This window comes from Streptomyces sp. NPDC012888 (assembly GCF_042900645.1).
GTDB lineage: Bacteria > Actinomycetota > Actinomycetes > Streptomycetales > Streptomycetaceae > Streptomyces.
The window spans coordinates 54,903-77,876 of sequence record NZ_JBIBBM010000017.1; the positions used below are offsets into that span (position 1 = coordinate 54,903).

Genomic DNA, 22,974 nt, shown 5'->3' on the forward strand with positions numbered 1-22,974 from the left:
CGAGCCACCGACCGCTTGGAGGAGCCACCGATGACGTACGACCGTCCCGCCCCGTCCGCACGGCGGGCGGCGCCCGCCGGGGCCCCGGCAGATGTGCTGACGGACCTCATCGGGGTGCTCGGCGACATCCTGCGGGTGAAGCCGGAGAAGATCGACCCCGAGCAGAGCTTCCAGTCACTGGGACTGGACTCCCTGCTGATGGTGGAGTTCGTCGCCGTCGTCAACACCCGCTACGGACTGCAGGTGCGCGCCACCGACCTGTACGACCACCCGACGCCGGCGTCCTTCGCCCGGGAGGTCCGGCGGGCGGCCCAGGGAGCCGCGCCGGCCCCCGCCCGGGCCACCGCTCCCGTCCCGGTCCCCACCACCGTTCCGGCACCGGCACCGGCACCGGCCGGGCCGGGCGGGGCCACCGGGATCGCCGAGGTGCTGCGCGAGCAGCTCGCGGCGATCCTGTGCTGCGACCCGTGGGAGATCGACACCACCGCCGCCTTCAACGTGCTCGGGGTGGACTCCATCGTGGGCGCCGAGTTCATCGCCGTCGTCAACCGCGTGTTCGGCCTCCAGGAACGCTCCGTCCTGCTGTACGAGCACCCCAGCCTCGCCGCGATGGCGGCCTACGTCGCCGCCCGCACCGGAGCCGCGGACCCGCAGCCGCAGCCGCGGCCGGCCGGCGGGACGACGCTCCCGTCCGGCGGACTCGACGTCCTGCTGGACGCGGTCCGCGACGACCGGCTCACCGTGGACGAGGCCCTCGTACTCCTCGGCCGGCTCGGCTGAGGAAGGTGTCCGCCGAGCGGCGCCGGCCGGGCCCGCTCCGCGGACACCCGTGCCGTCCTCGTTCCACCCCCTAGGAGCCCTCCCCAGATGGACCAGAAGGAAGTGCTGACCCGGTTCAAGAACGGTCGGCTGGACCGGGGGCAGGTGGCAGCACTGCTCACCGGCACGGCCCCCGGCCCGGCGCCGGCGCCGGCGCCGCTCCCGGCCCCCGGCCCGCCCGGGGCGCCCCGGGCGCTCCCGGCCGGGGCGGCGCCCGCCGCGGCCCCGGACCGTACGGCCGAGCCGGTCGCCGTCGTCGGGATGGCCGGGCGCTACCCGGGGGCCGCCGGCCTCGCCGCCTTCTGGCAGCGGGTCCGCGACGGGCACGGCACGGCCGCCGCCCCTCCCCGCGGGCGCCCCGGCGGCGAACCCGGTCACTACCTGGAACGGGTACAGGACTTCGACGCGGAGTTCTTCGGGATGGACCCCGCCGACGCCGCCCTGACGGACCCCCAGGAACGGCTGTTCCTGGAGACCGCCTGGGAGGCCCTGGAGGACGCGGGCTGTACGGGCGGCCGGCTCGACGCGCTCACCGCCGGGGACGGCACCCCGCGCTCGGTCGGCGTGTTCGCCGCCGCCGGAACCGGTGACTACCGGCTGCTGGCGGCCGCCTCGTGGACCCGCGGGCAGCCCCGGCCGATGCCCCCGGCCGGCCACTGGAGCCTGCCCAACCGGCTCTCCTCCCTGCTCGGGCTCACCGGGCCCAGCCAGTCGGTGGACACCGCCGAGTCCTCCGTGCTCGTCGCCCTCCACCTCGCGGTGGCCGCGCTCCGCCGAGGGGAATGCGCCGCCGCCCTGGTCGGCGGCGTCCAGCTGCTGCTGCACCCGTCCAGCCGTCGACCCGGCGCCGGCGAAGGGGTGGGCGTACTGCTGCTCAAGCCCCTGTCACGGGCCCTGGCCGACGGGGACACCGTGTACTGCACCGTCCTCGGCACCGCCGTCGGCCACGCCCCCGCCCCCGCCGCGGGGCCGGGGCACCGCCGCCCGCCCGCCGGCCCGGGTCCCGGTACGGACTCCGGCCGCCGCCCCGGGCCCGACTCCGGCTCCGAGTCCGGCTCCGACTGCGGCTGCAACTGCGGCTCCGGCACCGGCTCCGGCGGGGACGCGGACGCCGGCGCCCACGGGCATCGGGTGCTGCGCGCGGCCCTGCGGGACGCCGGGGTGGACGCCGCCGCCGTCACCGTCCGCGAGGACGCCGGCTCGGTACGGACGCTCGTCGGCGCGGCCGGACCGGCCGGCGGGGCCGCCGCGCTCACCCGGGCCGTGCTCCAGCTGCGCCACCGCGTACTCGCCCCCGGTCCCGGCCGTGCCGCCGCCGAGGCCTGGGGCACCACCGCGGGCGCGCCGCCCCGCCGGGCCGCCGTCGGCATCCGCGGAGCCGGCGGCACCGACGCCCACGCCGTCCTGGAGGAGTACCCGCCGACGCCGGAACCCGGCCCTACCACCCCGCCCGGGCCCGCCCCCCAGCTGTTCCTGCTGTCCGCGCCCACCCCCGCCCACCTGGCCGCCACCGTACGGCGGTTCACCGGGCTGCTGGCCGGTCCCGGTCCGGCCCCGGCCCCGGCCCTGGACGCGCTGGCCCGGGCGCTGCGCACCGGGCGGGCCGCCATGGACTGCCGGTTCGCGGCCGTGGTGGAGGACGCCGGGCAACTGCTGCGTGTCCTGGAGGAGTTCCTCCGCGACGGCGCCCCGCACGCCGACCTGCGGGACGGTGGTGCCGACCCGCTCGGGCTGGCCGGCGTACCCGAGACCGACGCCTACCTCGCGGCGCTCTGGCGGGCCGGGCACCTGCACCGGCTGCGTGCCCTGTGGCTGTCCGGTGTCGACGTCGACTGGGCGGCGCTGGAGGGCACAGCCGGGGCGGGGGCCGTGTCCGTGCCGCTGCCGCCCTCCGCGTTCCTGCGCACACCGCTGTGGCTGGGTGGCGCAGAGGACCCGGCATGACCGGCCGGCCCCGGGGGACGGCCACCGGCGCCGCCCCGGACGATCCCGGCGGCGCCCCGGTCAACCTGTGGTTCTGCCCCAACGAGGACCTCGCCCCCGGCATCGCCGCCACCCTGGCGCCGCACTGGCTGGACGAGCACGAGCAGGAGACCGCCGGACGCTTCCTCTTCGAACGCGACCGACGCCAGTACCTCGTGGCGCACACCCTGGTCCGCCGGGTGCTCGCGCTGGAGACCGGCATCCCGGAGGCCGAGGCCGTCATCTGGCGGTCCTCCCGCGGCCGGCCCTTCCTCCAGGCGCCCGCCGGCGGCCTGCCGCGCGGCGCCGCCACCCTGGACTTCAACCTGTCCCACGCCCACGGCTACAACCTGCTCGGGGTCTCCCGGCGCCGCCGCATCGGGGTGGACGTGGAACGGCTGGACCGCGGCGAACGGGGCCTCGACAACATCATCACCACCTTCTCCGCCGAGGAGAGGCAGTGGATCGACGAGGCGGCCCCCGGACGACCCCGCGACCGGCGCGCCCTGCGCGTGTGGACCCTGAAGGAGGCCTACGCCAAGGCCCGCGGCCTCGGACTGGGCCTGCCCTTCGATTCCTTCGCGTTCCACCTGGCCGAGGACCGCGGGGTGGTGTCCTTCCGTCCGCCCGGCGACGACCTGGGGGGCGACTGGCGGTTCCTGGAGGTCGAACCGGTGCCCGACGTGCTGGCGGCGGTCGCCGTCGAAGTGGACCCGGCACAACCGCCGTCCGTGCACCTGCACCACGGATTCCCGTGGGGACGCGCCGCGCCGCGCCGCCTGGTCCTGCCGGAATCCCCAACGGTCCGATAATCCGCCGATCACATTTCGCGGGCAGAATGGGTACTCCGGCGAAATCGGCCCGCCGGCGGAATGCGGACGCCGCCGGAATTCCACTGGAGTGCGCCTCGAGCACGGCCGCACGATCCGCCCCCGGCGGGGGCGGAAAGGAGAACGCCGTCAGGGCGCGCCGGCCGTCGTGCCGGCGGTGTCCCCCAGCAGCGGACCCAGCCGCCGGGCCAGTTCCTCCTGGGCCCGGCCCACCTCCTCGACCCGGGCGCGCAGCCGGGCGATCTCCGCCCCCAGGTCCGGCAGCCCGGCCTCCGGCGAACCGGGAGCCAGGAGGGCACCCTCCTCCACCACCGACGGCAGGGGCCGCGGCCCCGGGGCGGGCGCCGGCACCGCCGGGGCGGCGTCCCGGTCCGGGTCGCGGTGCAGGATCGACTCCATCCGCGCCCGCAGCGCCGGCCCCGGCTCGACTCCGACCTCGCTCATCAGCCGCTGCCGGGCCCGCTCGTACACGCCCAGCGCCTCCGAGCGGCGGCCGCACCGGTACAGGGCGAGCATCAGCAGGTCGTGGAAGCGCTCCCGGGTGGGATGGGCCGCCGTCAGCCGCTCCAGCTCGCCGACGGTCTCGGCGTGCCGCGCCCCGCGCAGCCGCGCCTCGTGGAAGGTCTCCAGCGCGGCCAGCCGGCCCTGTTCCAGCCGCTCCGCCTCCCGGGCGCAGATCCGGCCGCGGCCGCACCCCTGAAGGGCCGGGCCGCGCCACAGGGCCAGGGCCCGGTGCAGCAGCTCGGCGGCGTGCTCCGGGTCGGCCACGACCGCGGCCCGGCCCTGGGCGGAGAGCTCCTGGAACCGCTGGGCGTCGGTCGACGCGGACCCCGGCCGCAGCAGGTAGCCGAGCGGGTGCGTGGTGATGTCCGGCGCGCCGCCGGGCCCGGTTCCGCCCGCCGGCAGCAGCCGGCGCAGCCGGGACACGTGCGCCTGGAGGGCGTTGGCGGCCCGGGCCGGGGGCCGCTCCCCCCACAGCTCGTCGATGAGGCGGTCCGCCGAGAGGACCTCGCCGGCCCGGCTGACCAGCGCCCCCAGCAGGGCCCGCTGCTTGGGGCCCGCGGGCACCACGCAGCTGCCCGACGCGTGGTCGTGCAGCTCCAGGGGTCCCAGCACGTGGAAGTCCCAGCCGGAGTCCCGGCCCGCGTTCCGATCCATCGGTGCTTCCTCCCAGCGATCCGTCGGGAATCGCGGAAAAGCCTGCGACTCGGACTTTTGGAATTACGCGTCCGCCATCGTCCCCGGGTGGAATGTAGCAGCCGGGCCGAAACGGTTGAACTCCGTTTGTTGGAGCCGGACTCGACAGGAGCTCAAGGAATTCGGGACGGTCTCCTGGACCCCGCTACTGTGCCTCAGTCGAAGGCTTGAAATCGATGCGAACTCGACGACGAGCGGAGGAAACCGTGAAGATTCAGGTTCTGGGTCCGTTGAGTGCCGAGGTCAACGGGGGCTCGATTGTTCCGACGGCCGGAAAGCCGCGTCAGATTCTGGCGCTGCTCGCGCTCTACCCGGGCCGGGTCATGCCCGTGCCCACGCTGATGGAGGAGGTCTGGGGCACCGAACTGCCGCAGAGCGCGCTCACCACCCTGCAGACCTACATACTCCAGCTGCGCCGCCGGCTCGGCACGGCCATGGGGCCGGGGGTGCCGGGCGCGGCCAAGGAGGTGCTCGCGACCCGGCACGGCGGCTACCTGCTCCAGATCTCCCCGGAGAGCGTGGACGTCCACGAGTACGACCGGCTGGTCGCGGAGGGGCAGGGCGCCTTCGAGGAGGGCGACGACGAGCGTGCCGCCGCCCGGCTCCGGCAGGCCCTCGGCCTCTGGCAGGGCCCGGCCCTGGTCGACGTGCGCGTGGGTCCGATCCTGGAGATCGAGGTCATGCGGCTGGAGGAGAGCCGGCTGGTCACCGTGGAGCGGCGGATCGACGTCGACCTTCGGCTGGGCCGGCACGCCGAGCTCATCGCCGAGCTCACCGAGCTGATCGCCCGTCACCCCCAGCACGAGGGCCTGCACTCGCAGGCGATGGTGGCGCTCTACCGCTCCGGCCGCCAGGCGACCGCCCTGGACGTCTACCGGAGGCTGCGGGTGCGGCTCATCGAGGACCTCGGCGTCGAACCCTCCCCGCAGCTCCAGCGGCTCCACCAGGCGATGCTGGCGGTGGACCCGGCGCTGGACGTGGTGGCGGGACCCCGGCGGGGCTCCACGTTCGACCTGTACGCGGCCTGAGACACGGCCCGGGCTCCACCGGCGCGTTCGAGCGCCTCGCGAGCACGGACCGGCCAGGGTGGGAAGGAGACGGTACGGCAGGAAGGACCAGGCATGGCTGGGGAGAACGGTGTGCGGCTGCTGTGCTTCGCGCACGCGGGGGCCGGTACCTCGGCGTTCCACCGCTGGGGCGCCCTGCTGGGCCCGGCCGCGGCACCGGAGCCGCGGCTGCTGCCCGGCCGGGACGCGCGGCGCCGCGAACCCCGCGTCACCACCCGCCGTGCGCTCCTCGACGACCTGCGCGACCTGTTCGAGGAACAGCCGCCCGGACCGTACGTCCTGTACGGGCACAGCCTGGGCGGTCTGATCGCCTACACGCTCACCCGCGCCCTGCACGCGGCCGGCCTGCCGCTGCCCGCGCTGCTGGCCGTCGGTGCCAGCCCGCCGCCCCACGAGACCGGCGGCCTGATCGCCGCCGCCGAAGCCCCCGACCACGAACTGATGCGGGTACTGGAGAAGTTCGAGGCGGTGCCCGAGGACACCCGGCCCGGCGACGTCTGGCACCGCCTGGTCCTGCCGGTGCTCCGCGACGACCTGCGGCTGGCCGCCGACCTGCGCGCCGCCGCCCGTGAGCCCGGCACCGGCGGCCCGGTCCCGGTACCGCTGCTCGCCGTCGGCGGCAGCGACGACACCCTGGTGCCCACCGCGATGGTGCGCGGCTGGAGCGCCTGGACCAGCGACCGGTTCGTCCACCGCACCGTGCCCGGCGGCCACTTCTTCGTCCGGGACGACGAACTCCCGCGACTCATCGGCCGGGCCTGCCGGCTCGTGGGGCGGTCCGCCCGGTGAGACGAGTGGTGATCACCGGGATCGGGGTCGTCGCCCCGGGCGGTGGCGGCACCGGCGGGTTCTGGGCCCGGCTGACCGCCGGCCGCTCCGCCACCCGCGCGGTCACCTCACTCGACGCCCGCCGGCTGCGCTCCCGGCTCGCCGCGGAGGTCGACTTCAACCCCCGCGCCCACGGCCTGGCCCCCCGCGCGGGCGCCGAACCCGCCCGCGCCACCCAGTTCGCCCTCGCCGCCGCCCGCGAAGCGGTCGCCGACAGCGGTGCCGAACCGGCCCGCGACCCGGCCCGCACCGCCGTCGTCGTGGGCAGCGCCCTCGGCTGCGCCGCCGAACTCAGCCTGGAGTACGCCGTCGCCAGCGAGGTCGGCTCCCGCTGGCTGGTCGACCACACCCGGGCCGTGCCCCACCTGTACGACTACTTCGTGCCCGGCTCGCTCGCCGCCGAACTGGCCCGCGACACCGGGGCGCAGGGCCCGGTGTCGCTGGTCTCCGGAGGCTGCACGGCCGGCCTGGACGCCCTCGGCCACGGCGCGGACCTGATCCGCGAGGGCAGCGCCGACCTGGTGCTCGCCGGGGCCGCCGAGGCGCCGATCTCCGTGGCGGCCATGGTGTGCTGCGACACGCTGCGCATCACCTCCCGCCGCAACGGGGAACCGGAGAGCGCCGCCCGGCCCTTCGACCGCACCCGGGACGGGTTCGTCCTCGGCGAGGGCGCGGGCGTCCTGGTGCTGGAGGAACGGGAACGGGCCCGGCGTCGCGGCGCCACCGTCTACGCCGAGCTCGCCGGCCACGCGGGCCGCGCCGCCGCCCGGCACATGACCGGGCTGGCCCCCGACGGCGCCGAACTCGCCGCGGCCGCCGGGGCCGCCCTGGCCGAGGCCCGGCTGGACCCGTCCGCGGTGGACTGGGTCAGCGCGCACGGCTCGGGCACCCCGCAGAGCGACGTCCACGAGACCGCCGCCGTCAAACGCGTACTCGGTCCGCGCGCGTACCGGGTGCCCGTCAGCGCGATCACCTCGATGACCGGCTACCCGCTGGGCGCCGTCGGCGCCTTCCAGGCCGCCGCCGGAGCGCTGGCGATCCGCCACGGGACGGTCCCGCCCACCGCGCACCTGCGGACGCCCGACCCGCGGTGCGACCTCGACTACGTGCCGCTGACCGCCCGGGAGCAGCGCACCGGTGCGGTGCTCGCCCTGGGCAGCGGCTTCGGCGGGTTCCAGAGCGCGCTGGTGCTGACCCGGCCGGCCTGACACCGGCAGCGGGCAGCGGACAGGCAAGAGCACAGCAGGGCACGGCAGGGCAGAGCCGAGAGGGGACGGGAATGGACAGCGGCGACAAGGACGGCACCGGCACCGACACCGGCACGACGGGCGCGGGCGCGGACACGCGTCCTGCCGGGACCGTGAGCCCCGCCGGCCCCGTGATCGACACCGACGTGTGCGTGGTCGGCGCCGGTCCCGCCGGCCTCGCCCTGACGCTGATGCTGCTGCGCTCCGGTGTCCGGGTCGCCCTGGCCGAGCGCTCCACCGCGCTGCGCCGGGAGTTCCACGGCGAGGTCCTCCAGCCCGGCGGGCAGCGGATCCTGGACGAGCTCGGCGTCCTCGCCGCGGCCCGGGCCCGCGGCTCCCTCGCCCTGAGCGGCTTCCAGGTGCGGGAGCGGCACCGGGTGCTGCTCGACATCGACTACGGCCGGCTGCCCGCCCCGTACGACCACCTCCTCGCCCTCCCGCAGCCGCACCTGCTGGCCGAACTGCTCTCCGCCTGCCGCCGGCTGCCCGGCTTCACCCACCTGGAGGGCCACCGCATCTCGGCCCTGCTTCAGCAGCGGCCCGGGGCGCCCTGCACCGGCGCCGTGCTGAAGGGACCCGACCGGACGCCCGTCACCGTGCGCGCGGCGGTGGTGGTCGGCGCCGACGGCAGGTTCTCCCGCACCCGGACGCTGGCCGGCGTGGACGCCGGCCGTTCGGAGTCCTTCGCCCAGGACGTGGTGTGGTTCTCCCTGCACGCGCCCGGCCGGGCCACCGGCAAGGTCGCGGTGCACCGGGCCGGGGGCAGCGCCGTCCTCGTCCAGGACAGCCACCCCGACCGGCTGCGGATCGGGTGGACCCTGCCGCACGGCGGATGGGGAGCGCTGGCCGGACGGGGCATCGAGCACATCCGCCGCGAACTGACCCGGGCCCTCCCGCAGTTCGCGGACCTGCTGCACGAGCAGCCGGCCTCGCTGGCCGACCTGGCGCTGCTCGACGTGTTCGCCGCGCACGCCGGGGAATGGACCCGCGACGGCCTGGTCCTCGTCGGGGACAGCGCCCACACCCACGGCCCGATCGGCGCCCAGGGCATCAACCTCGCCCTCCAGGACGCCGCCGTGCTGCACCCCGTGCTGCTGGCGGCGTTGCGGCGCGGACCGGTCACCGCGGCGAGCCTGGCCCCGTACCGGCAGCGCCGCGCCGCGGCCGCGGCGGCGGTCCACCGGATGCAGAAGGCGCAGGCCCGCGCCATGTTCGGGACGGGCGGCGGACCGCTGGCCCGGCTCGCGCTGGCCGGTGCCGCCGGGCTGGTCACCCGTACCCCGCTCGGCCGGAAGATCACCCGCAAGGTCGCCTACGGCACCGACCCCGCGTCGGTCCGCACCGACCTGTTCACCACCGCGGCCGTACCCGCCCCCTGACCGCCGGACCGCTCCCGCGCGCCCGGTCAGTGGAAGCGGGCGCGGGGGTGGGCGGCCAGGTCGGTGAGGAGGCCGAAGTAGTCGGCGCGCAGCTGGCGCACGCGGGCCTCGGAGAACACCGCCGTGTCGTACGTGACCACGCACCGGGCCGACCGCTCGTCGTGCAGCAGGCGGAAGGACAGCGGCCGCCGCGCCGGGAGGGGGACACCGGTGAACGGCTCCGCGGTCAGCCGCCCGCCCCAGGAGGCCCTGCCCCACGCCGGGCCGGCGTCCACGAGGCCGCCGCTGCCGAACTCGGCGCCGCCCAGCTCCTCCACCAGCCGGGGCCGGCCCAGCTGTGCGGCGACCGGCTCCAGCGGGATGTCGCGGTGGGCGAAGTCCCAGGCGCTGGTCAGCCGGACCTGGTCGACGAGTTCCCCGAACGCGGGCGCGCCCGACAGGTCGGCCCGCAGCACCACCGCGCGGGACAGCGGAGCCAGCAGCGGCGGGTCCGCCGGCCGGACGCGGTCCGGAACCGGCCCGCGGACGCTGATGTCCCGCTGCCCCGACCAGCAGGCGAGCAGCAGGTGGAAGGCGGTCAGCCCGACGACCTGCACCCCGGTGCGGTGCCGCCGGGCCGCCTCCGCGACCCGCTCGTACAGCTCCACCGGCAGCGGGAACGACAGGGACCGGGCCGGCCCGGGCGTGAAGGCCGGTCCCGCCGGGTCGGCGAGGTCCCAGGGCAGTACGGCGGGCTCGGCCCCGTTGAGCCGACGCAGCCAGTACTCGGTGCTCTCGTCGCCCCGCCCCTCCGCGTTCCGCTGCCGCTGCACGGCGGCGAGGTCGGCGTACTGCGCGGCCGGCCGGTCCGGCGCCGCACCGCGGTAGGCGGCGGCGAGCTCGCCGGCGAGCAGGCCGAGGGCGGCGGTGTCGGCGATCAGCTCGTGCAGGGTGAACACCACCAGGTGCTCCCCGGGTGCGGCACGGAGCAGCAGCAGCCGGGCCAGCGGACCCCGCACCAGGTCGAACGGCCGCTCCCGCTCGGCCCGCAGCGCGGCGGCCGACCCGGCCGGCCGGACCTCCGCCGCGGACAGCGGCACCGGCAGGTCCCCGGGGGCGGCCACCACCTGGGTGAGCCGGCCGCCGTCCTCGCGGTAGCCGCTGCGGAGGACCTCGTGCCGGGCCTCGACCGCACGCCACGCCCGCCGCAGGGCGGCCGTGTCCAGCGGCCCGGTCAGCCGGACCGTGCCCTGCACCACCGGCGGACGGCCCGCGTGCGGCAGCGCGCCCCACGTCGCCTCCTGGTGCGGGGAGGCGGCGAAGCACAGGGGGAAGGCCCCGGGGGGCCGGGGCAGCCGTGGCACGGCTCCGGGCTCCCGCCCGGGGGCGGCCGGGGGCCCGGGGGGCACCGCGGGGTGGGGGGCCGGCGGCCCGGCCGGTCTTCCGGTCTCGTCCTCTAGTGCCGTCGTCACCATCGGTTCTGCGCCTCCTCGGCGGTCGGGCGTGGGGCTCGGCTCGCTCCGGAAGGCGCCGCGGCCCGCCGGCCGCGGCACGCCGGACGGGCCACGGTCGGCCCGTCCGGTCCGGTCGGTGCGAGGGAAGTACCAGTCCTGCTTGCGGGGTGCGCCCGGCAGCGTGCCCGGACGCGCGGAGGTGCGGAGGCCGGCACCGGCGGGTGGCCGTACCGGCCTTCCTCGTACCCGGCCGTGGGCCCACCGCCGCCGGATGGTGCGAACGGTAGGACGGGCCGCGGAAGACGGCCCGGATCTTCGAGCGCCCGTCCGCCCTGCGTGTGCCGGAGGTCGAATCCGGCCTCCGCGCACACAGGATCCGCACGGCTCCTGTGGCGCGGCTTGAGCTCCCTTCGAAGTTGCTTCAAGCACCTGTGACGAGGGTGGTGCACGACCCCGCCGCCGTGGCCACCCGGCCGAGGAGCCGCCCGCACCGCCCGACCGCGCCCGACCGCGCACGACAGCACCCGACAGCACCCGACAGTGAGGACAGCCGTGCCGGACTTCACGTACCCCGAACTGCCGCTGGACGCCCTGCTGCGCCGGGCCGCCGTCCGTGACCCGGGGGGCTGCGCCCTGCGCACTCCCGCCGGCACGGTCACCTTCGCCGAACTCGACGACCGGGCCGACCGGTACGCCGCCTTCCTGGAGCACCGGCTGGGCCGCCGGGGCGCCCGGGTGGGCGTCGCCAACGTGCTGGGTCCCGACTTCGCCGCCGCCTACTACGGCACCGTCCGCAGCGGCAACACCGTCGTTCTGGTCAACCCGCTGATCAAGGAGCCGGGACTCCTCCACGTCTTCACCCGGGGCGCGGTCGAACTGGCCCTGGTGCCGCGGACCACCGCCGGGCTGCTCGCCAAGGCCCGCGACCTGCTGCCGGAGCTCGCCGAGATCGTCGTCACCGACGCCCCCGACGGGGTGGTGCCGGCCGGCACCGTGCCGCTCGCCGAAGTCCTGCACCGGGCGCCCGCCCCGGCACCCGGCAGCCGCGGCCCCGCCGACCTCGACGCCGACGCGTGCGTGCAGTTCACCACGGGCACCACCGGCCGCCCCCGCGGCGTCCGGCTCAGCCACCGCAACCTGGTCGCCAACGCCGCCCAGACCGCCCGCGCCCACCGCCTGGGCAGCGACAGCACCACCCTCAACCACCTGCCGCTGTACCACGTCATGCACCTCAACTCCGCGGTCTACGCGGGCGCCTGCCAGGTGCTGTGCCCCGACCCCGACCCGCGGGCCGCGCTCCGCACGGCCGCCCGTACCGGCGCCACCCACTTCTACGGGCTGCCGGCCCGGCTGCACGCGCTCGCCGACAGACTCCGGGCCGCCGGCGCGGACTCCCGGCCCGCCCCGCCCGAGGGCCTGCGGCTGACCGCCGTGCTGTCCGGCGGCACCGCGCTCTCCCCGGCCGCCACCCGGGAACTCGGCGGCTGGCTCGGCGTGCCCGTGGTCCAGGGCTACGGCATGGCCGAACTCTCCCCGCTCTCCCACAGCCAGGACGTCCTCGACCCGGTCCCCGGCTCCGTCGGCCGCCCCGTCGCGGGCACCGAATGCCGGATCGCCGACCTGATCACCGGGGAGCCGGTCGGGACGGGCCGCACCGGCGAGGTCCAGGTGCGCGGCCCGCAGCTGATGACCGGCTACCTGGACGAGGACGGCCCCGGGCCGGCCGACGCGGACGGCTGGTTCTCCACCGGCGACATCGGCCGGGTCGACGAAGACGGCGTGCTGTTCCTGGTGGACCGGCTCGGCGACGTCTTCAAGTACGACAACGAACTCGTCTCCCCCACCGCCGTCGAGGCCGTCCTCGCCGAGGACCCCAGGGTCGCCGAATGCGTGGTCGTGGGCTGGCCCGACCCCGTCCACGGCGCCGTGACCTGGGCCGGCATCGTGCTCCGCGAACCCGAGCGGCCCGGCCTGCCCGTCCTTCCCGGCATGCCCGGATCCGACCCGTCCGAACTGCTCGACGCGGTCGTCGCACGGGCCAACGAGCGGCTCGCGCCCTTCGAGCGGATCCGCCGCGCCGAGATCGTCGACTCCGTGCCGCGCACACCCGTCGGCAAACCCGCACGGCAGGTCCTGCGCATCACCCTGAACGCCCGCGCGGCCGCCGCGACGGCCGACACCACCACCCCGGCCCACCGCCGGTACCCGACCGACCACCGAACCCGAGGAGCGAGCACCATGGTGACCTTCGTCAACAAGCTGACCGTGCACGGCGACATCGACGAGTTCCTGGCGGCCAAGGACCGGATCACCGCCTACATGAGCGCCCAGCCCGGCCACATCGCCAACCGCACCCTGCGGTCCGTCGGCGAGCCCGACGTGTTCATCGAGGTCGCCGACTGGGAGGACGCCGCCTCCCACCAGGCCGCCGTCCGCAGCGAGGGCTTCGCCGCCCTGGTGGGCCCGCTCGCCGCGCTCGCCAAGCCCGAGCCCGGCCTGTACGCGCCGCTCCCCGAGGGCGCCCGGCCGGAGACGGCCGCCGCCGATGCCTGACCAGGCCCGCGTCCTCGTCGTCGGCGCCGGCCCGGTGGGTCTGACCGCCGCCCACGAACTGGCCCGCCGGGGCCTGGCCGTACGGCTCGTCGACGCCGCCGCCGGGCCCGCCCGCACCAGTCGTGCCGTGGCCGTGCACCCCCGCACCCTGGAGACCTTCGACCAGATGGGCCTGGCGGAGCGGGTGGTGGGGGCCGGGCGCCGCAACCGGGCGTTCACCATGTTCGCGGGCGGGCGCAGGCAGGTCCGGCTCGAAGCCGACTACTCGACCATGCCCACCCGCCACCCCTACACCGTGATCATCGAGCAGACCCGCACCGAGGAACTGCTGCGCGAGGCGGTGGCCCGGCTCGGCGTCCACGTCGAATGGGGCGTCCGGCTGACCGGTCTGGAACAGGACGGCGACCGGGTCCTGGCCCGGCTGCAGCACGCCGGCGGCGCCCAGGAGCACGAGGAGCACGAGGAGTACGAGGAGTACGAGGTCCCCTGGCTGGTCGGCTGCGACGGCGGGCACAGCACGGTCCGCAAGCAGCTGCGGCTGCCGCTGATCGGGGAGTCCAGCGAGACCTGGGAGCTGGCCGACGCCCCCGTCACCACCGCCCTGGAGCCGGACAGCATCTACTGGGTGCACACCGGCCGGCAGGCGATGATGATGGTGCCGTACGCGCGCACCGGCCACTGGCGGCTGCTCGACACGGCGCCCGCCGCCGACGACGCCGGCGTCGCCGGCGGCCGCCCGGCCGGGGACGCCGCGAGCCGGTTCGGCGCGAAGCTCGGCGGGGGACTGGGACAGCCGGTGGAGGTCGGGGAGCCCGAGTGGACCTCCCGCTTCACCTTCCAGCAGCGGATGGTGCCGCGGATGCGGGAGGGCCGCTGCTTCGTGGCCGGCGACGCCGCGCACGTGCACAGCCCCGCGTCCGGGCAGGGCATGAACACCGGCATCCAGGAGGCGTTCAACCTGGCGTGGAAGCTCGCCCAGGTCGACCGGGGCCACGCCGGCCCCGAACTCCTCGCCAGCTACGGCCAGGAGCGCGTCCCGATCGGCCGGGCACTGCTCGGCAGCACCCGGACCGCCACCTTCCTCGTGCAGTTCAAGAACGCCGTCGCCGGAGTGATGCTGCCGGTCGTGCTGGGCGTGGTGCGCAACCTGCCGCCGCTGCGGCGGGCCATCCAGCGCAAGGTGCTCGGCGGGATGTCCGGGCTGCGCGTCGCCTACCCCGACAGTCCGCTGACCAGCCCCGACCCGGCGGCCGGCGTGGCGCCCGGGAGCCGGGCCGCGGCGGCCGCCGCACGGCACCCCGGCGACCCGGGGGCCGACGGGCTGACCGCGGAACTCCGCGACCCGCGCTGGTCGCTGCTGTACGCGGCGGACGGCCCCCCGGCCGCCGGAGCCACGGCGCTGCGGGCCGCGGCCGCGTACGGCGAGTGGATGTCCGTACGCACGGTCGGCGGCGCGGCCGGGGACCCCGGACCGCTCGCCGACCCGCACGGGCGGCTGCGCACGGAACTCCGGCTGGTGCCGGGCGGCTGGGTGCTGATCCGGCCCGACGGGTACGTCGCCGCCGGCGGCGCCGAGCTGGGCCCGGCCGTCCTGGACCGCGCACTGGCCCCCCTGGGCCGCACCGCCCGCCCGCAGGAACCGGCCGGCGGGCCCGAGCGCGCGGTCCGGTCCCTCGGACGCGTCGGGTAGGTCAGCCGAGGCGGCCGACGTGGACGACCACGACGGTGACGGTGGCCTCGGTGACCTCGTACAGGACCCGGTACCGGCCGACGTGCGTCCGGCGCAGGTCCGGGGATCCGTACGAGGGGGTTCCGGCGGCACCGGTCAGTCGGCGGCCAGGGCCGGGGCGGTCAGTGCGGCGGTGACGGTGGCGAGGACGGCGTCGAGGTGGTCGGCGAGGTAGAAGTGCCCGCCGGGGAACACCTCCGCGCGGAAGGCACCGGTGGTGTGGTCCTGCCAGGCCATGGCCTCGTCCACGGTCACCTTGGGGTCGGCGTCCCCGGTGAGGACGGTGACCGGGCAGGACACCCGCGCCCCCGGCCGGTAGACGTGCGTCTCGACCGCCCGGTAGTCGTTGCGGATCACCGGCAGCATCATCGCCCGGATCTCCGGGTCGTCCAGCAGCTCCGAGCCGGCTCCGCCCAGGGACTTGATCTCGGCGATCAGCTCCGCCTCGCCGACCTGGTGCCACTGGTCGCCGCGCACGGCGGACGGGGCGCGGCGCCCGGAGACGAACAGCTCCACCGCCGCCCGCCCGCGGGCCTCCAGCCGCTGGACCACCTCGAACCCGACCACGGCGCCCATGCTGTGGCCCAGCACCGCCAGCGGCCTGTCCGCGTACGCGGCCAGCTCGTCGGCGATCAGGTCGGCCAGTACGGACACCTCCGGCACCAGCGGGTCCTGCCGCCGGTCGTGGCGGCCCGGGTACTGCACCGCCAGCACCTCGATCCCGGGGGCCAGCGCCTTGGCGGCCGGGAACCAGTAGCCCGCCGAACCGCCCGCGTGCGGCAGGCACAGCAGGCGCACGGCCGCCCCGGGGGAGGGGCTGAACGCCCGGAACCAGTCCGACTCCCCGCCGGCCGCGCCCGTTCCGCTGATCCCGGTCATGGATTCCCCGTCTCCCCGTTCCCCGTACGACGTCAGGGGTCCAGGGTGCCGGTCGGGCCGGGCCCGCGGAACCGCCCGGCGGCCCGCCGCCCCGCACCCTCCGAGCGGTACCGACCCGCTCTCCGGCGGGCTTCGAGCGGGCCGGGAGACGCTGTCCACCAGGCTTCGCGCACGCCGCCGCGTCCGGGCCGCGCGGGGGGCCGTACCACCGGCCCGGTGGACTCCGCCCGGGGTCCAGGGAAGTTCGAGGGGTTCTCCGGGCGCCCCGGTGAACCTCGGGAGCAAACGTCGAGGGAGGGCAGGCCATGGCTGGTGAGCCGGTGCACCGCAGGACCTACGCGGTGGACGTCGCCGCTCCGGCCGGCGTCGTCTACGGTCTCGTCGCGGACACCACCCGGTGGCCGCTCCTCGTGCCGCCGAGCATCCACGTCGAACGCCTGGATTTCGACGGGGTCCGGGACCGGTTCCAGATGTGGGTCACGGCCGACGGCGCGGTGAAGTCCTGGCTGTCGCACCGCACCCTGGACCCGGTGGCCCGCCGCATCGACTTCCACCAGGAGGTGCCCGCCGCCCCCGCACTGTCCCTGGGCGGGCGCTGGACCGTCGCGGAGACCGGCGCCGACCGCTGTCGGCTCGTCCTGGAGCACGAGTTCACCGTCGCCGGCGACCGTCCCGGGGACGCCGCCTGGGTGGGGCGCGTCACCGACGCCAACAGCGCGGCCGAACTGGCCCTGCTCAAGGGGACCGCCGAGCGCTGGGACCGGCTGGACGGGCTGCTGCTGTCCTTCGAGGAGTCGGTGCGCGTCAAGGGACCGGCCGAGCTCGTCTACGACTACCTCTGCGGGATCGCCGACTGGCCCGGCCGCGTCCCGCACGTGCTCGGCGCCGACGTCGTCGAACAGCAGCCCGGCGTCCAGACCGTCCGCACCACGACCCGGTCCGGCGACGGGACGGTGCGCACCGCCGAGAGCGTCCGCATCTGCTTCCCGCACGCCCTGCGGATCGTCTCCAAGGAGACCGCGCCCGCCGGGCCGCTGGAGGCGCACACCACCGAGTGGTCGGTGCTGCCCGACGAGACGGGCGTCACCGCCGTCGCCCAGCACCACGTCCTGCTGCGCGACCTGCCCGGGCGCGGCGCCGCCGCGGTCCGCGCCCACGTCCGCGACCTGTTCGGAGCACAGAGCAGCACGGTCCTGCACCTCGCCGCACGGCACGCGGAATCCGCCGTACGTGCCCTGTGAACCGGGAGTTGATCACCACAGCCATGGCCCTCTCCCCGAGCACCCCGGACACCACCACCATCCCCGCCGCGGACCGCGCCACGGACGTCGCCGCGGCCGCCCGGGACCGGGCCGCCCGCCTCGAAGCGCTCCTCGGCGACCCCCACGACCCGGCCAACCCGCACGGCATCGCCGCCCTGTGCGCCGCCGACGCCCGCGGCGAACCCCCCGCCCCCACCGAGGAACTGCTCACCCGGGCGGGCCTGGCCGCCGAGTTCGTCCCCGCCGAGCACGGTGGCCGCCTCACCCGCGCCGACCTGCTCGCCACCACGCTGCGCCCGCTGTTCCGCCGCGACCTCGCCCTCGGCTTCGGGTTCGGCATCACGTCGCTGTTCGCCACCGCGCCCGTCTGGGCCGCGGGCAGCGCACGGCAGCGCGGGCGGACCGCGGAACTGCTGCTGGGCGGGGGACGGGCGTCGATCGTCCACCACGAACTCGCCCACGCCAACGCCATCCTGCGCGACGAGCTGGTCGCCGCCCCCGCCCCGGGCGGCGGCTGGACCCTCGGCGGCCGCAAGGACGTCATCATGAACGCCTCCCGGGCCGACGCCTGGGTCGTCTACGCCCGCACCGCGCCCCACCGCGGCCCCCGCAGCCACTCCGTGCTGCTGCTGGAGCCCGGCGAGCTGCCCGCCGCCGGGGTGCGCAGGCTGCCCCGCGTCCCCACCCCCGGCATGCGCGGCGGCCTGTTCTCCGGCCTCGCGTTCGCCGACTGCCCCGTCCCCGCGGACGCCCTGGTCGGCCGGCCCGGCGAGGGCGTCGCCCTGGCCCTGCGCACCTTCCAGGTCAACCGCTGCCTCATCCCCGGCGTGGCCATCGCCGCCGCCGACACCGTGCTGCGCTCGGCCGTGCGCGCCGTGTCCGCCGGCCGGACCGGGCCGCCGGCCCGCCGCTGGCACAAACCGCTCGCCGGGGTCTTCGCCGACCTCCTCGCCTGCGACAGCATGGCCACCGTCGCGCTGCGCGCCCTCAGCCTGCTGCCCGACCGCGCCCACATCCTGGCCGCCGCCGTCAAGTACGTCGTCCCCGACCTGCTGCGGGAGGACCTGGAGGAACTCGCCACCGTCCTCGGCGCGCACGGCTACGAACACGGCAGCCCCCAGTACGGCTCCCTCGACAAACTGGTCCGCGACCTGCCCGTCGCCGGCCTCGGCCACGCCGGGACGGCCGCCTGCCACGCCGTCATCGTCCCCCAGCTGCGCTCCCTCGCCGAACGCTCCTGGTTCCGGGCCGAGGAGCCCCCGCCCGAGCTGTTCCGCCCCGGCGCCGACCTGCCCGCCCTCGACTACCGGCTGCTCGGCATCGCCAGCGGCGACGACTTCCTGTCCGCGACCCTCGCCGGCTCCGCCGCCCGCCTCGCCGGCACCCGCGGCGTCGGCGGCCAGATCGCCGTACTCGCCGACCTCGCCGAGGCGTTCACCGGGGAACTGCGGGCACTGCGCGCCGGCTGCGCCGCCCTGCCCGCCGGCCGGGCCACCGCCCCGGACCCGGCCGCGGTGATCCTCAGCGACCGGTACGCCCTGATCCAGGCCGCCGCCGCGGTGCTCGGCACCTGGGAGGGCCAGGACGGTACCGACGCCTTCCTCGCCGACCCCGCCTGGGCGGTGCTCGCGCTGTCCCGGCTGGCCGGACGGCTGGGCATCGCCGCGCCCGAGCTGCCCGACAGCTGCGTGGCGCAGCTGCTGGACGAACTCCTCCGCCGCTACCGCACCGGCCGCAGCTGCGACCTCGACGGCAGCGAACTGACCCGATGAGAGGGGAGCCCACCGTGCCGCACGGCCCCGCACCCGACGCGAGGACGCTGCCGCCGCCCGTGCACGTCCCCCGCCCCGGCCCCGGCCGGCCCTGGGAGACGGTGCGCAGCCGGCTGGAACGCGACGGCAGCGCCGTCGTCTACACCACCTGGGGCGAATGGCTGACCGCGGCGCTCGCCGACGCCGGGCTGCGCCCCCTGCTCGGCCGCGACTGGCAGCGCTACCGGCGCACCGAGGACGCCGCGATCCGCTACCGGTTCGTCACCTCCCGCATGGTCCTGAAGCACACGGCCGCCGAGGTCCTGAGGACCGATCCGGCCGCGCTCGACCTCGCGTACAAGATCGGTGGACGGCCGTACATCCGCGGGTTCGACCAGATCGACGTCAGCCTCAGCCACACCGACGACCTGATCGCGGTCGGCGTCAGCCGCAACGGCCGGATCGGCGTCGACGCCGAACCGGCCGGCCGCAGGATGTCCTTCGACCTGCTCCACGGGCACATGTGCACCCCCGCCGAGTACGCCGAACTGGTGCGGATGTCCCAGGAGCGGCAGGCCTCGGAGATGCTGCGGCTGTGGACCCTGAAGGAGGCGTACACCAAGGCGCTGGGGCAGGGCCTGCGGCTGGGCTTCACCGAGTTCGGCTTCGGACTGGACAGCGGCGCCCTGATCGCACCCGACGGCTCCCCCGCCTCCCGCGGCGAGTGGGCCTTCGCGACCCACCCGGTGCTCGGCGGCCGCTACCTGCTGAGCACGGCCTGCCACGACAGCGGCCTGGACCCGGCCCGGGACACCGCCGTCCACACCATGCTCGACGAGGGCTTCGTCGGCGCGGTCGAGGAGTTCCTCGCGACGGCCGGCTGACCTCCCGGCCGGCCCCCACGGCCGTGCCACGCCGCCGTGGGCGGCCGCCGGTGTCAGCGGCGCGTCAGCGCCGCGTGGGCCGGGCACGCAGGATCGTGCCCTTTCCCGTGCCTTCGCCCGTACCCAGCCGCCCGAGGAGGGAGCAGATGGCCGTGCCCGTGACGGTGATCGCCGCTCCCGGTCCGCCGCCCTCGTTCGACCTGCACGGTCCGCTGACCGAGCAGGACCTGGACGCGGCGCTGGCGGCGCTGCCGCCGTGCACCCCCACGCTCCGGCGGCACACCGCCGACCACCACACCCTGGTGCTGCCCCCGCCGCCGTTCCCCGCCGGGACCCTCGTCGACCTGCTGGCGGCCCCGCTGCCCGAACCGGCCGTACCCGCTGCCGGCCAGGGCGGACTGCCCGCGCAGGGTCCCGTCTTCGGCGTACGGCGCGGCCGGGCCCGGGACGCCGCCGGGACGCCGGGGCCGGTGCCGGCGCCGGTGCCCGCGGCGCCCGCCGCGCTCACCGCCCCGGCGGCCCTCGCCGTACCCGCCTCCCCGCTCCAGCGGGACCTGCTGCTCGACGCGCTGGCCGCCCCGCCCGGTGCCGGACTCCACGTGGGCCAGCTGCACTGGCGGTGGCACGGGCCGCTGGACACCGGGCGGTTCACCGCCGCCTGGCGGTCGCTGGCCGAACGGGAGGCGGTGCTGCGGGCCGCGCTCGCCCCGCCCGTCCGCGACGACGGCCCGCGGGTCGCCGTCCACCCCTACGCCGTCCCGGAGGTCCGCCACCACGCCCACGGCAGCACCGACTGGGCCGGCCTCGCCGCCGCCGAACGGGCCCGCGGTTTCGACCTGCGCCGCCCCAGCCCGCTGCGCGTCGCCCTGCTGGGCGAAGCCCCCGGCCCGGACGGCGAGCCCGCCACCCGCGTCCTGATCACCTATCACCAGGCCCTGCTGGACCCGCACGGCGTCCGCCTGCTGCTGGGCGCCTTCTACCGCGCCTACCTGGCCGGCGGCCGGCTCCCCGGCGGCGACCGGCGGCCCGACGTCCGCGACCACCTCCAGTGGCTGCGCGCCCGGGACCTCGGTCCCGCCCGCACGTTCTGGTACCACGCCGCGCCCCCGCCCGGCGCCGCCACCCTGCCCGCCCGGCCCGCCGCCCGGCCCACCGGCCAGCGCGGCCGCGGCACCGCACGGCAGGTCCTCACCCCCGCCGAGGCGGACCGGCTGCGGGAGTGGGCCGCCCGCTGGGGCGCCGCGGAGAGCACCGCCCTGCACGCCGCCTGGGCCCTGCAGCTGTACCGGGCCGCCGTCGGCCCCGACGCCCCGCCCCGCCCCGTCGCGTTCGCCGTCACCGTCTCCGGCCGGGGCATCGGACTGCCGGGGGCCGAGCGGCTCCCGGCCCCGCTGCGCAACCCGCAGCCCGTACACGTGGTCGTCGACCCGGCGGCCGGCGTCTCCCGCCTGCTCGCCGACCTGAGCGGGCGGGCCCTGGACGCCGCCGCCTACGAATGGGTCTCGGCCGGCCAGATCGGCGCATGGGCGGGCCACGACCCGTACGAGGCCGGGCCCACCGAGTCGCTGCTGGTCTTCGAACCCCCGCCGGTGCCCGGCACCCCCCAGCCGGGGCCCGCCGCGGCGGACCGGGCGGAACTCGCGGCCGAGGGGGTCCGGATCGACGACGCCGAGGCCGAAGGCCCGCTCGGCGGAGTGCCGTTCAGCCTCACCGCCCGGCACTCCGCCGACGGCTCCCTGGTGCTCGACGCCGTGCACGACCGCGGCCGCCTCTCGGATGGCGCGGCCGCACAGGTCCTCGCGCAGACCGCGGCCCTGCTGCGCGAACTGCCGTCGACCGCCGACGGGTCCACCACCGTCGCGGAGGCGCTCGGCCTGCTCGCCGGGACCCGGGTGCCCCCCGCGGCCGTTCCCGCCCCGGCGGCCCACCGGCTGCTGCGCCGGTCCGCGCACCCGGGCGCCGGCACGGTCTTCCTGGTCCCGCCGCCGGGCGCGCCCGAGGACTGCTACGCGCCGCTGGCTTGCCTGTACCGGGGGCCCGAGGCACTCGCCACCCTGGACGCGCCGGCCGGCGCGGCGGAGCTGCTGACCGCGCTGCGCCCGGCGCTGGCGACCGGCGAACCGCTGCTGATCGGCTGTCACGCCGGTGCCGGGGCGGTCGCCCTGGAGGCCGCCGGCCGGATCGCCGCGCACGGCTGGTACCCGCCGCTGGTCGTCGTCGCCGGCACCGCGGACGGCACCCCCGGCTCCGCCCGGGCCCTGGCGGAGGCCCTGGCGACGGCGACCGCGCGGCGTTCCGCCGGCTGAAACGGCGCACGGCACCGGTCCGGTGCCGTGACCGGTGCCGTGACCGGTCCCGGTCCCGGTCCCGGGCCCGGGACCGGGAATGACGAAGCCGGGGGGCCGGAGCGGGAGTTGCCCGCGCCGGCCCCCCGGAAGTGTCCGCCCCCGCGGCCGCGGGGATGCGGCGGCCCGGCGGACGGCACCGGCCGGACCGGCCGGCCGCTGTGGGCGGCCGGCCGGCTTCCGCCCGCCCGGCGGATCACGCCGGGCGGGCACGGCCGGGGCCGGTCCGGGCCGCGGAGGGCGCGGCCCGGAGGCTTTCGGGACCCGGACTCAGCCGGCGGTGCGGAACGCCCGCCGGTACCACAGCAGCGGCCGGTCGGAGCCGGCCATCCGCACCTCCAGGACCCGGCCGATCAGCAGGTCGTGGTCGCCCAGGGTGATGCGGTCGGCGAGCGCGCAGCGCAACGCGAGCGCGTCCGGCACGTGTGGCAGGGCCCGGGTGTCGGGCCAGTCCTCCAGCGGGGCGCCGGCGAACCGGTCCACCCCGCTGGTCGCGAACCGGCCGGCGAGGTCGCGGTGTTCCTCCCCGAGCACGTTGATCACGAACTCGGGCACCCGGGTCAGGGCCCCGTGGCAGCTGGAGGTGTGCGCGATGCCGACGAGCACGAGCGGCGGGTCCAGCGACACCGAGGTGACCGCGCTGGCGGTGAACCCCCAGGGCCGGCCGTCCGCGTCGCGCGTGGTGACCACGGTCAGCGGCGCCGCCAGCAGCGACATCGCCTCCTTGAAGGTCGCCCCGTCCACGGTGGGCTGCTTCTGTTGCAGGGGGACCGCCCCCTGGACGTTGGTCGGCACGGTCACTCCGTCCG

17 protein-coding genes are annotated in these 22,974 nt (G+C 77.1%); 13 read left to right on the forward strand and 4 right to left on the reverse strand.

Annotated elements, in window-relative coordinates; translation table 11 throughout:
* Positions 1-30 precede the first annotated feature (30 nt).
* The 3 genes from ACFY61_RS26375 (at position 31) to ACFY61_RS26385 (ending at position 3,593) form a co-directional block, all read left to right on the forward strand.
* Positions 31-780, forward strand: a complete 750-nt coding sequence (locus ACFY61_RS26375; RefSeq protein WP_389475762.1) for a phosphopantetheine-binding protein — start codon at positions 31-33, stop codon at positions 778-780.
* An 87-nt stretch (positions 781-867) separates the two neighbouring features.
* Positions 868-2,763, forward strand: a complete 1,896-nt coding sequence (locus ACFY61_RS26380) for a polyketide synthase (RefSeq protein ID WP_389475764.1) — start codon at positions 868-870, stop codon at positions 2,761-2,763.
* Positions 2,760-3,593: a 4'-phosphopantetheinyl transferase family protein gene (locus tag ACFY61_RS26385; RefSeq protein ID WP_389475766.1), complete on the forward strand. Its 834-nt coding sequence runs from the start codon at positions 2,760-2,762 to the stop codon at positions 3,591-3,593. Before ACFY61_RS26380 ends, ACFY61_RS26385 begins: the two co-directional genes overlap by 4 nt.
* 147 nt (positions 3,594-3,740) lie before the next feature.
* Here the strand turns inward: ACFY61_RS26385 and ACFY61_RS26390 are convergent, their stop codons facing one another.
* Positions 3,741-4,769, reverse strand: coding sequence for a BTAD domain-containing putative transcriptional regulator (locus tag ACFY61_RS26390; protein ID WP_389475768.1), 1,029 nt, complete (start codon positions 4,767-4,769; stop codon positions 3,741-3,743).
* Positions 4,770-5,014: 245 nt separating this feature from the next.
* Here ACFY61_RS26390 and ACFY61_RS26395 point away from each other — a divergent pair, with 245 nt between their 5' ends.
* The 4 genes from ACFY61_RS26395 (at position 5,015) to ACFY61_RS26410 (ending at position 9,329) form a co-directional block, all read left to right on the forward strand.
* The gene (locus tag ACFY61_RS26395) at positions 5,015-5,836 is read left to right on the forward strand and encodes a BTAD domain-containing putative transcriptional regulator (RefSeq protein WP_389475770.1); all 822 of its coding nucleotides are present in this window, start codon (positions 5,015-5,017) and stop codon (positions 5,834-5,836) included.
* Between the two features lie 93 nt (positions 5,837-5,929).
* Positions 5,930-6,664 carry a thioesterase II family protein gene (locus tag ACFY61_RS26400; RefSeq protein ID WP_389475772.1) on the forward strand — a complete coding sequence of 245 codons (735 nt, stop codon included), beginning with the start codon at positions 5,930-5,932 and terminating at the stop codon, positions 6,662-6,664.
* Positions 6,661-7,911, forward strand: coding sequence for a beta-ketoacyl-[acyl-carrier-protein] synthase family protein (locus ACFY61_RS26405; protein ID WP_389475774.1), 1,251 nt, complete (start codon positions 6,661-6,663; stop codon positions 7,909-7,911). The genes ACFY61_RS26400 and ACFY61_RS26405 overlap by 4 nt, the downstream gene beginning before the upstream one ends.
* A 71-nt stretch (positions 7,912-7,982) precedes the next feature.
* Positions 7,983-9,329 carry an FAD-dependent monooxygenase gene (locus ACFY61_RS26410; RefSeq protein WP_389475776.1) on the forward strand — a complete coding sequence of 449 codons (1,347 nt, stop codon included), beginning with the start codon at positions 7,983-7,985 and terminating at the stop codon, positions 9,327-9,329.
* Positions 9,330-9,355: 26 nt separating this feature from the next.
* Here the strand turns inward: ACFY61_RS26410 and ACFY61_RS26415 are convergent, their stop codons facing one another.
* On the reverse strand, positions 9,356-10,672 hold the full coding sequence (locus ACFY61_RS26415; protein WP_389475778.1) for a condensation domain-containing protein: 1,317 nt from the start codon (positions 10,670-10,672) through the stop codon (positions 9,356-9,358).
* Positions 10,673-11,314: 642 nt separating this feature from the next.
* Here ACFY61_RS26415 and ACFY61_RS26420 point away from each other — a divergent pair.
* Together ACFY61_RS26420 and ACFY61_RS26425 are read left to right on the forward strand one after the other, a co-directional pair.
* Positions 11,315-13,315: an AMP-binding protein gene (locus tag ACFY61_RS26420; protein ID WP_389475780.1), complete on the forward strand. Its 2,001-nt coding sequence runs from the start codon at positions 11,315-11,317 to the stop codon at positions 13,313-13,315.
* Positions 13,308-15,005: an FAD-dependent oxidoreductase gene (locus ACFY61_RS26425; protein ID WP_389475782.1), complete on the forward strand. Its 1,698-nt coding sequence runs from the start codon at positions 13,308-13,310 to the stop codon at positions 15,003-15,005. The genes ACFY61_RS26420 and ACFY61_RS26425 overlap by 8 nt, the downstream gene beginning before the upstream one ends.
* A 135-nt stretch (positions 15,006-15,140) precedes the next feature.
* Here the strand turns inward: ACFY61_RS26425 and ACFY61_RS26430 are convergent, their stop codons facing one another.
* Entirely contained in the window at positions 15,141-15,923 is a 783-nt protein-coding gene (locus ACFY61_RS26430) for a thioesterase II family protein (RefSeq protein ID WP_389475784.1), read from the reverse strand.
* 305 nt (positions 15,924-16,228) lie between these two features.
* On the opposite strand from ACFY61_RS26430, the gene ACFY61_RS26435 reads away from it, so the two are divergent.
* The 4 genes from ACFY61_RS26435 (at position 16,229) to ACFY61_RS26450 (ending at position 22,126) form a co-directional block, all read left to right on the forward strand.
* A complete protein-coding gene (locus ACFY61_RS26435; protein WP_389475786.1) occupies positions 16,229-17,164 on the forward strand; it encodes an SRPBCC family protein in 936 nt (311 codons plus the stop codon).
* A gap of 8 nt (positions 17,165-17,172) precedes the next feature.
* Positions 17,173-18,957 (forward strand): acyl-CoA dehydrogenase family protein, encoded by a 1,785-nt coding sequence (locus ACFY61_RS26440; protein WP_389475788.1) that lies wholly within the window; start codon positions 17,173-17,175, stop codon positions 18,955-18,957.
* Positions 18,954-19,820, forward strand: coding sequence for a 4'-phosphopantetheinyl transferase family protein (locus ACFY61_RS26445; RefSeq protein WP_389475790.1), 867 nt, complete (start codon positions 18,954-18,956; stop codon positions 19,818-19,820). Before ACFY61_RS26440 ends, ACFY61_RS26445 begins: the two co-directional genes overlap by 4 nt.
* Before the next feature lie 146 nt (positions 19,821-19,966).
* A complete protein-coding gene (locus ACFY61_RS26450) occupies positions 19,967-22,126 on the forward strand; it encodes a condensation domain-containing protein (protein WP_389475792.1) in 2,160 nt (719 codons plus the stop codon).
* A gap of 309 nt (positions 22,127-22,435) precedes the next feature.
* Here ACFY61_RS26450 and ACFY61_RS26455 read toward each other — a convergent pair whose 3' ends face one another.
* Positions 22,436-22,960, reverse strand: a complete 525-nt coding sequence (locus tag ACFY61_RS26455) for a flavin reductase family protein (RefSeq protein WP_389475794.1) — start codon at positions 22,958-22,960, stop codon at positions 22,436-22,438.
* Positions 22,961-22,974: the final 14 nt, after the last annotated feature.